This is a genomic window from Kitasatospora sp. NPDC059571, assembly GCF_042735675.1.
Taxonomy (GTDB): Bacteria; Actinomycetota; Actinomycetes; order Streptomycetales; family Streptomycetaceae; genus Kitasatospora.
The window spans coordinates 1-8744 of sequence record NZ_JBHWBW010000336.1 but is presented as its reverse complement, the minus strand read 5'-3'; the positions used below and the strand labels follow the sequence as shown (position 1 = coordinate 8744).

The window sequence follows — 8744 nt, the reverse complement described above, 5'->3', positions numbered from 1 at the left end:
ACGACCGGCGGCCGGTCGTCGCAGGTGATGGTGTTCGGCAGCTCCCAGGGGGCGAGCCACGGGCCGGTGGTGCCGCCGCCGTCGTTGCCGCCGAGGTCGGTCAGCGAGAACTCGCTGCCCGTGGCGGGGAAGTTGAACGAGCCGCAGTTGTTGACGCCGACCGCGCCGACGTTGCGGGCGTCCACGTTCTCGAAGCTCGCCGAGCCGGCCGCCCGGGCGCTGAGCACCGAGGTCCCGGTGCCGTCCACCCGGACGTCCTTGACGTGCAGGTTCGTCACCTTGTACAGGTCCTTCACCGGCCAGTCGGCGACCAGCATGATCGCGTTGTAGGTGTTGTCGAGGTAGTGGTCGCCGGTCACCCGGATGTCGGCGTCGATGTTCTTCTCCAGCGCGTAGAACCAGATCGCGCCGAGGCCGATCTTCCAGTTCAGTTCGTAGGTGCCGGAGCGGACGGTGGTGTTGTCGCTGATCCACAGGTGGCCGGTGAACGGCTCGGCGCCGAACCGGGAGCCGACCTGGATCGCGCTGCCCTCCCGGATCGGGTCGGCGACCAGGTTGTTCGAGACGGTGTTGTCGGTGCCGCCGTAGATCGCGATGCCGTTCGCCAGCACCGGGGTCTGCACGGTGTTGTGGTCGAAGGTGTTGCGGGCGTCCTCGGTCCTCTCCGACCACATCGCCAGGCCGTCGTCGCCGCTGTTGCGGACGAAGGTGTCCGACACCACGGAGTCGGTCACCCCGGTGTGGAAGTTGATGCCGTCGGCGATCTGGTCGGCGATCTGGTTGTCGGTGATCCGCAGGTTCTTCATCGGGCCGTCCAGCCAGATGCCCACCTTGGTGTGGTGGATGTACAGGCCGTCGACGGTGGAGTCGCTGAGCGCGCCGCCGATGCCGTTCACCTGGTCGGTGTCGATCCGCTCGCGGACGTCGCCCTCGATCGCGAAGCCGGACAGGTGGACGTTGTGGCTGCCGCCCGCGGCGGCGTCCTTGCCGTAGAAGCCGACTCCGGTGTGCACGGAGCCGTCCGGGGCCGGGGTGGCCAGGTCGACCTGGCGGCCCTTGACGATCGTGTACCAGCTGCCCGCGCCCTCCACGGTGACGTCGTCGACCACGATGTGGCGGTTCACCTGGTACGTGCCCGGCGGGAGGTAGACCTTGAGGCGGGCCTTGCGGGCGAAGGCGATCGCCCGGTCGATGGCGTCGGCGGAGTCCCGGCGGCCGGTCGGGTCGGCACCGAAGGCCAGCACGTTCGCCGCCACCAGGTCCACCTTCGGGGCGCCGACCAGCTGGGAGTCGAGCAGGTCGACGGTGGTCGCCGCGACGCCGCTGCCGGCGGGCACCGCCAGGCGGACGGTGTCGCCGGCCCGGTAGGTGCGGCCGAGCAGCAGGCGCTGCTCGTCGAAGGCGTGGCCGGGCCGGAACGGCGTCGCCACGGCCGGCGCCGGCGTGGTGGCGGCTGGCACGCAGGAGCACTCGGTGATCCACCAGTCCGGGTGCAGCAGGCCGGCCCCGGGGTCGTTGGAGAACGGGTACTGGTTGTACAGCCAGGAGTACTGCGAGGTCAGCGTCATGGTGGTGCGGTTCTTGCCGTTGACGGTGACGTCCAGCGGCGCGGTCAGGCCGCCGCCGCCGGCCGCGTCCGGGATGCTGTACCGCACGGTGATCGCGTTCGCCGCGGCCGGGAGCGTGAACTCCACGTACTGGCCCGGCGCCAGGGTGACCGCCTTGCGGCCGGAGGCCTCGGCCGGGACGGTGTAGGCGGTCCGGTCCGGGCCGACCACGGTGCCGGTGGTGACCGCGTTCTCCGCCTCCTGCTCGGCGAAGTCGACGCGGGCGCCGCGGCCGGTGACCAGCGACGGGTCGAGGGCGGCGCGGGTCACGACGGGGGCGGCGGTGCGGCTCGGGCCGGTGCCGGCGGCGGCCGTGCCGCTGAGCACGAGGCTCAGACCGGCGGCGGCCGCGGTCGCCGTGGCGAGCGCCGTCGCGGCTCTTCGAGCGGGCCGGCGGGCTCCGGTGGTGCTCCGGGACATCGCATGCTCGTTTCTGTCGGAGAGTTGAGACCCAGGGGCGCCCGGGTGGAGCGCACGTCGCAGGGTGAACCGACAGTAGGACTCCGGGGGCTCGGCCCACAAGAATCCTGCAAGGGTTTTTCGTCTGACTCTTCATTTTTTGCGCTGTGGCGATGGTTCGTTGCGGGATCAGCGGCGGGCGGGCAGCCGCTGCTCGAACCACACCACCTTGCCCGCGCCCAGCCTGGTCGCCCCCCAGTCGTCCGCGCACCGGGCCACGATCTGCAGCCCCCGCCCGTGCTCGTCCTCCGGCCCGGCCCGGCGGGCCCGCGGCAGCGCCGGCGAGTCGTCGCCCACCTCGCAGCGCAGCCGGGAGGTGCGGACCAGCCGCAGCGTGACCGGCCGGGTGGCGTGCCGGATCGCGTTGGTGACCAGCTCGCTCACCATCAACTCGGTGCTCTCCGAGAGGTGTTCGAGCCCCCACCGGTGCAGCGCATGGGCCGCCAGCCGGCGCGCCCGGCCGGGCGTCTCGTGCCGCGGCTGGAGGTACCAGTAGGCGACGTCCCCGGCCGGGATCCCGTCGAACACCGCGGCCAGCAGTGCGATGTCATCGGCCCGGTCGCCCGGCGGCAGCACCCGCAGCGCGTCCTGGCACAGGTGCTCGGGGGAGTGCCGGTGCGCCGCCGCCAGCCGGGCGCGCAGCAGTTCCAGACCGGTCGTCAGCGGCCGCCGCCGGCTCTCCACCAGCCCGTCGGTGAACAGCAGCAGCGCGGAGCCGGGCGGAGCCGGCAGCTCCGTGGAGGTGAAGTCCACCCCGCCGACCCCGATCGGCACCCCCGGCGGCAGCTCCAGCAGCCGGGCCCCGCCGTCCGGTCCGATCAGCACCGGCGGCACGTGGCCCGCGTTCGCCAGCACCACCCGGTTGGCGATCGGGTCGTAGACCGCGTACACGCAGGTCGCCAGGTGCTGCTCGGCGCCCAGGTGCTGCGCCTGCTCGTCCAGGTGGTACAGCACCTCGTGCGGCGGGAGGTCCAGCCCGGCCAGGGTCTGCGCACTGGTGCGCAGTTGGCCCATCACCGCGGCCGAGGTCAGCGAATGCCCCATCACGTCGCCGACGATCAGCGCCACCCGGTTCCCCGGCAGCTCCACGGAGTCGTACCAGTCGCCGCCGACCTGGGCGCCGCTCTCCCCCGGCAGGTAGCGGTGCGCCAGCCGGACGCCGTGCGGCTGGGCCAGGCGGGCCGGCAGCATCCGCCGCTGCAGCTCCCGGGCCGTCTCGAACTCGCGGGCGTAGCGCAGCGCGGTGTCCACCGCCAGGCCCGCCTGGGTGGCCAGGTGCCGGGCGGTCGCGGTGTCCTCCGGCTCGAACCGGGCGCGGCCCGAGCGGCCCGGACGGCGGATCAGCACCAGCACGCCCAGCACCGCCTTGCGCCCGCGCAGCGGCAGCACCAGCACCGTGGTGCCGGCCGGCAGCCGGGCCAGCGCCCGCGCCCCGTACAGCTCCGTCAGCAGCGGGCGCAGCCGCCCGTCCTCCGAGGTGCCGAGCGCCGCCGGCCCCTGCGGACCCGGCCCGGCCAGCGCCCGGGCGAGCGGCCCGTCCGGGGCCGGGCGGCAGAGCCGGGAGCGGCGTCCCAGCCGGGTCCCCAGGGCGTGCTGGAGCCGCAGCACGCCGGGCGGCCCGGGGTCGCGGTCGACGGCCCGCAGCGGGTCCCGCAGGTGCACCACGGCCGCGTCCGCCAGCGCCGGGACGAGCACCCGGCCGAGATCGCGCAGCGTGGTGCGCAGGTCGAGCGAGCCGTTGATCCGGCGGGTGGCCGCCTCCAGCCGGCCCAGCCGCTCGGTCAGGCCCGGGCCGTCCTCCGCGGCGGGCGCCGTCCGCTGGGCGCCCACCAGGCGGCCGCGCTCCGCCGGCCCCGCCGGGTACGGCGGGGCCGCCGCGAGCGGCAGCGCCGTGACGGCGGGCGCGATCGGCGGCACGGCGGTCGACGGGACGGAGGTGAGCGGCTGCGCCGGGGGCCTGGGGAGGTCGTGCACGGGCTGCCCGTTCTGCAGTGGTGGGAGTGGGACGGGCCGGTCGGTCAGCCGCGGCGCCGGGCGTGCAGGAACAGCTGCTCCTGCGGCGGCAGGGCGGTCGATGCCGGTGCGTAGGGATGGCCGGTACACGACTCCACGGTGAAGCCGGCCGCGCCCAGCGTTCGGACGAGCTCTTCGCGAAGGTACCCGCTCGTGCGCAGTTCCCGGCCGAGGAAGGGCAGCGGCGCGTCGTCCAGATCGGCCTCGACCATGCCGAGCGCCAGCACCCCGCCCGCGCGCAGCAGGGTGCGGATGCCGGCCAGCACCGCCGGGATCTCCCCCCGGGGCAGCAGGAGCAGCGAGAAGAACGCGGTCGCCGCGGCGAACGTGCCGGCGCCGTCCGGCCCGAGCCCGGGCACGCCCCAGGCCGTCGCCGCCCGCAGGGTGCCCAGGTCGTACATGTCCATTCGGTGGAAGGCGGCCCGCGGCACCGCCGCGCGGGCCCCCGCCAGCATGCCGTCGGAGAGGTCGATGCCGGTCACCCGCAGCCCGCCGTCGTCGAGTTGGCGGGCCGTCGGCGCGCCGGTGCCGCAGCCCACGTCCAGCACCCGGCCGCCCGGTTCCACCGCGTCCAGCACCCACGCGCCGGACGCGAGCTGGCCGGACCGGCCCGGGAAGACCTCGTCGTAGGAGGCGCCGATCGCATCGAACGCGACGGCCTGCAGCGCGCGTTCGGAACGCCGCCGGCGGCTGAGGCGGGCCCGCTCCGAGATCTGTCCGGTTGTCACGCCCGAGGCACCTCTCCGGCTGGGTCCGGCGGACGGGCGCATCCGCCCGCCGCAGTGTCCGCCCCCGCGTTCGGTCGAATCCGTCGACCGGTCCGTGCTGGTCTTCGAGAATATGCGTGATCACTCCGCCGCGGGGCCGCTTTCCGGCCAACTCGTGCCAGTCGGTGGCCATCCGGACGAAACGGCCGGTTCCGGTCCGGCGGCGCCGGGGTGCGCCGGGCGCCGCCCCCGGTGGAACACCCCTCGGGCGCGCGCCAGTTACCGGCCCTGAGCTGCGGGAACGTCAGAAACAGCACCGTTTATCGAACGTCAATCGAGGCCTGTCAGAGTCATCCTCAGCGCCGGGGAAGCGCCAAGGCGTTCCCGCAGCCGGGGGGCTGCGGGAGCGCCGACGCGCAGGGGGGAAGAGCCGCCCTACCGGGGGGAGCGGGCGGCTACGGCGCGGGGGGAGGAAAGGGCTCGGTGTGCTGCTCGTCGATGAGGTCCTTCACGGGGGAGGCCTCGGGCACACCGAGCCGGGTGAACACCGAGTGCGCCTCCTGGAGACAGGCCAGCCCGCGCGAGGGCTGGCCGAGCTCCAGGAGCGCCTCGCCCAGGGTGGCGTTGGCCAGGCCCTGGCAGTAGGCGGCGTCCAGTTCCTGCGCGATGACCAGGGACTCGTCCGCCGCCTCGGCCGCCTCGGCGGGCCGCCCGTCGGCGAGCAGGCAGGCGGCCAGTCGGGCCAGCGCGTAGCCCTCCCAGAGGCGGTGCTGCTGCGACTGGTACAGCCGGTGCGCCTCGCGCAGATGGCCGGCGGCCTCGCCCGGCGACCCGGTCGAGCGCAGCACCACGCCCAACTGGTAGAGCGTGTCGGCCAGGCAGGGCGTGTTCCCGGACGCCCGGGCGGCCGCGACCGCGGCCCGCGCCGACCGCACGGCGTCGTCCTGCTGCCCGAGGTCCACGTGCGCCCGGGCGATGTTGCCCAGCAGCCGGGCCTCGCTGATCGACGTGCCGAGCCGGCGGCTGATGTCGTGCGCCTGCTCGAAGAAGGCGAGCGCCTCGGACGACCGGTCGGCCAGGCTCAGGACGATGCCCAGCAGGTTGGCGACGGAGATCCGCAGCGTGGTCACGTCGTCCGGGCCCTGAAGCGCCAGGCTCCGGCGCAGCGACACCTCGGCGTCCTGGAACTCGCCCGCCACGTGGTGCAGGAAGCCGAGCGCGAGGTGGATCCGGGCCAGCGCCGCGCCGTCCGTGTCGGGACCGGCGCCCGCCTCCGCGGTCCTCAGCGCGATCCGGATCCGCTGGCCGTGGGTCGGGTCCTCCACCAGGGAGTTCAGCACGATGAGCAGGTCGGCCGCCGGCGCCAGGAGCTCGGCGGGCTCCTGGACGGCAGCCTCGACCGCGCTCAGGAGCAGGGCGAGCTCGGACCGCAGCCACGCCCGCGCCGCGGTGCTGTCGGGCAGCGGCAGGCCGCCGGAGACGGTGCGGTGCAGCCGTTCCGGCAGGACGTCGTCCGGCTCGATCGCGTCGGCCGCGTTGCGCATCGTGGCGACGAGCAGGTCGAGCAGCCGCAGGCGGGCGGAGCGCCGCTCCTCGTCGTCGTTCGCCTTCTCGTTCTGCCGCTGCGCGTAGAGCCGCAGCAGGTCGTGGTAGCGGTACCGGCCCGGGGTGAAGCACTCCAGCATGTTCGCCTCGACGAGCGCCTCGGCGAGTTCCTCCGCCTCGTCCTCGCCGCAGCCCAGCAGCGCGGCGGCGGCGGGCAGCGGAAGGTCGGGCGAGTCCACGAGGGAGAGCAGCCGGAAGGCCCGGGCCTCCTCCGGTCGAAGCTGGGTGTAGCCGAGGCCGATAGTGGTCTCCACCGCGAGGTTGCCCAGCTGGAGTTCCTGGAGCCGCCGTCCGTGGTCGGCTAACCGGCGGGCCAGGTCGGAGACGCTCCAGCGCGGCCGGGCGGCCAGCCGGGCGGCGGCGATCCGGACGGCCAGCGGCAGGAACCCGCAGGCCGTGACGACGGCCAGGGCGGCCTCCGGCTCGGCGGCCGCCCGCTCGTGGCCGACGATCGCGGAGAACAGCGCCAGCGCCTCCTCGGGCGTCAGCTCCTCGACGTCCACGAGGTGCGCGCCGGGGATCTCGGCGAGCCGCGACCGGCTGGTGACCAGCACCGCGCTGCCGGAGACGCCGGGGATGAGCGGCATCAACTGGCGCGCGTCCCGGGCGTTGTCCAGCAGGATGAGCATCCGCCGCTCGGCGAGCAGCGAGCGGTAGAGCGCGGACCGCTGCTCCAGCGAGTCCGGGGTCTCGGTGACCCCGAGGGTGTACAGGAAGTCTCCGAGGACGGCGGCCGGATCCGCCGGGGTGGCGCCGGCGCCGCGGAGGTCGACGTACAGCTGGCCGTCCGGGAAGTCCGCCCGGATGCTGTGCGCGACGTGCACGGCGAGGGTGGTCTTGCCGACCCCGCCGATGCCGGCGAGGGAGGTGACGACGACGGCCTGGCCCGTTCCGCTGCGCAGGACGTCGCGGAGCTCCCCGACCACCTTGCTGCGGCCGCTGAAGTCGGACACGTCGGCGGGGAGCTGGGCGGGCGGCAGGAGCGCCGGCGACTCCTCCGGGTGCACCTGGTGCAGTGCCGGTGCCGGCATCAGTGCCGGATCGGCGGCGAGGATCCGGGCGTGCATGGCCGACAGGCCCGTCCCGGGCTCCACGCCCAGTTCCTCGATCAGCAGCTTCCGGGTGTCGGAGTAGACGCCCAGCGACTCCGCCTGGCGGCCGCACCGGTACAGCGCCAGCATCAGCAGTTCGCGCAGCCGCTCCCGCAGCGGGTGCTCGGCGGCGAGCGAGCTCAGTTCGGCGACGATCTCGGCGTGCAGCCCGATCTCCAGCGCGGCCGCCCCGCACTCCTCCTGTGCGGTGACCTGGCGCTCGGCCAGCGCGCGCCGCTGCGAGTCCGCGTACGGTCCGGGGATGCCGGCCAGCGGGCGCCCGCGCCAGAGCGCGAGGGCGTCGACCAGCAGCCGGTGGGACTCCACGTGGTCGCCGGCGGAGCGGTGCCCGCTCGCACTGGCGGTCATCGCGTCGAACTCCGCCAGGTCGAGTGCATCGGGCCCGACGCGCAGCGCGTAGCCGTCGCTCACCGAGACCAGCAGTTCGGCGGGGGCGCGGTGCTCGCGGTGCGGCTCGATGACCGACCGCAGCCGCGAGATGTACGTCCGCAGGGCCGCGACGGCCTGCGGCGGCGGGCGGTCGCCCCAGAGGCCGTCCACCAGGTCCTGGGTGGTCACCGGCCGGCCGCGGCCGAGCAGGAGCGCGGCCAGCACGGCCTGCTGCTGCGGGGATCCGAGGGCCAGGGCCTCGGTGCCGCGCCAGGCCTGCACGGGGCCGAGCACCTGGAAGCGCAGTGCCTCCGCAGGTTGTGCCCGCCCCTGCTCCATGTGACGTCCCCCCGATTTTTCTGACGATTCGTGACCGCGTGACTCCCCGCCGGTCCGCGGTGGGGCGCCAGCTTAGAGCGAAGCGCGCAAACGTTGGCGAAGTAGCCAGGAGGTGTGTTGTTTATAGGACATTTAACGGTCACTACGATACTGGGCCGAGCCCCTGCCGAGCCGGTCGGGCTGCAGGAAAACTGACGAATCGAAAGGCGGCCCAGCCCATGGCCGAGAACGAGAACACCCCCGCCGCCCCCGCTGCCCCCGCCACTGAGCACACCGTCGCGACGGACGGCGCCCTGCCGATCGAGACCGTTTTGGAGGGGCTCGCCGAGGACGGTGCCGCCGCCGACCCGCAGCCGGTCGCCGAGCAGCCCAAGTCCGGCGAGGTCCTCGAGCCGCTCGGCGCGGTCACCAACCGCCCGTAGTCCCCGCACTGCCCGCGTGGCCCCCCCGGGCGGTCCCCCGGGGGCCCCGCCCGGGGGCGCGCACACCCGCGGGGGGGGCCCCCCGGCGGGGTTGACCGGGCGGGGCCGACG

5 protein-coding genes are annotated in these 8744 nt (G+C 74.7%); 1 reads left to right on the top strand and 4 read right to left on the bottom strand.

The window, feature by feature from the left end:
* From ACFV0G_RS28480 to ACFV0G_RS28465, 4 genes are all read right to left on the bottom strand, one after another.
* Positions 1–2027 (bottom strand): glycosyl hydrolase family 28-related protein (locus tag ACFV0G_RS28480; RefSeq protein WP_380554060.1); only part of this gene is annotated, 2027 nt, incomplete at its 3' end.
* Positions 2028–2195: 168 nt separating this feature from the next.
* Positions 2196–4040 carry a SpoIIE family protein phosphatase gene (locus ACFV0G_RS28475; RefSeq protein ID WP_380554057.1) on the bottom strand — a complete coding sequence of 615 codons (1845 nt, stop codon included), beginning with the start codon at positions 4038–4040 and terminating at the stop codon, positions 2196–2198.
* A gap of 44 nt (positions 4041–4084) precedes the next feature.
* Positions 4085–4807: a class I SAM-dependent DNA methyltransferase gene (locus tag ACFV0G_RS28470; RefSeq protein WP_380554054.1), complete on the bottom strand. Its 723-nt coding sequence runs from the start codon at positions 4805–4807 to the stop codon at positions 4085–4087.
* A 434-nt stretch (positions 4808–5241) separates the two neighbouring features.
* The gene (locus ACFV0G_RS28465) at positions 5242–8211 is read right to left on the bottom strand and encodes a BTAD domain-containing putative transcriptional regulator (protein WP_380554051.1); all 2970 of its coding nucleotides are present in this window, start codon (positions 8209–8211) and stop codon (positions 5242–5244) included.
* Positions 8212–8429: 218 nt separating this feature from the next.
* Between ACFV0G_RS28465 and ACFV0G_RS28460 the strand changes: the two genes are divergently transcribed.
* On the top strand, positions 8430–8633 hold the full coding sequence (locus ACFV0G_RS28460) for a hypothetical protein (RefSeq protein WP_380554048.1): 204 nt from the start codon (positions 8430–8432) through the stop codon (positions 8631–8633).
* Positions 8634–8744: the final 111 nt, after the last annotated feature.

Bases quoted from the DNA above. Each gene is read 5' to 3' on its own strand.
- ACFV0G_RS28465 (WP_380554051.1), bottom strand. From the start codon at position 8,211: ATGGAGCAGGGGCGGGCACAACCTGCGGAGGCACTGCGCTTCCAGGTG.
- ACFV0G_RS28460 (WP_380554048.1), top strand. From the start codon at position 8,430: ATGGCCGAGAACGAGAACACCCCCGCCGCCCCCGCTGCCCCCGCCACT.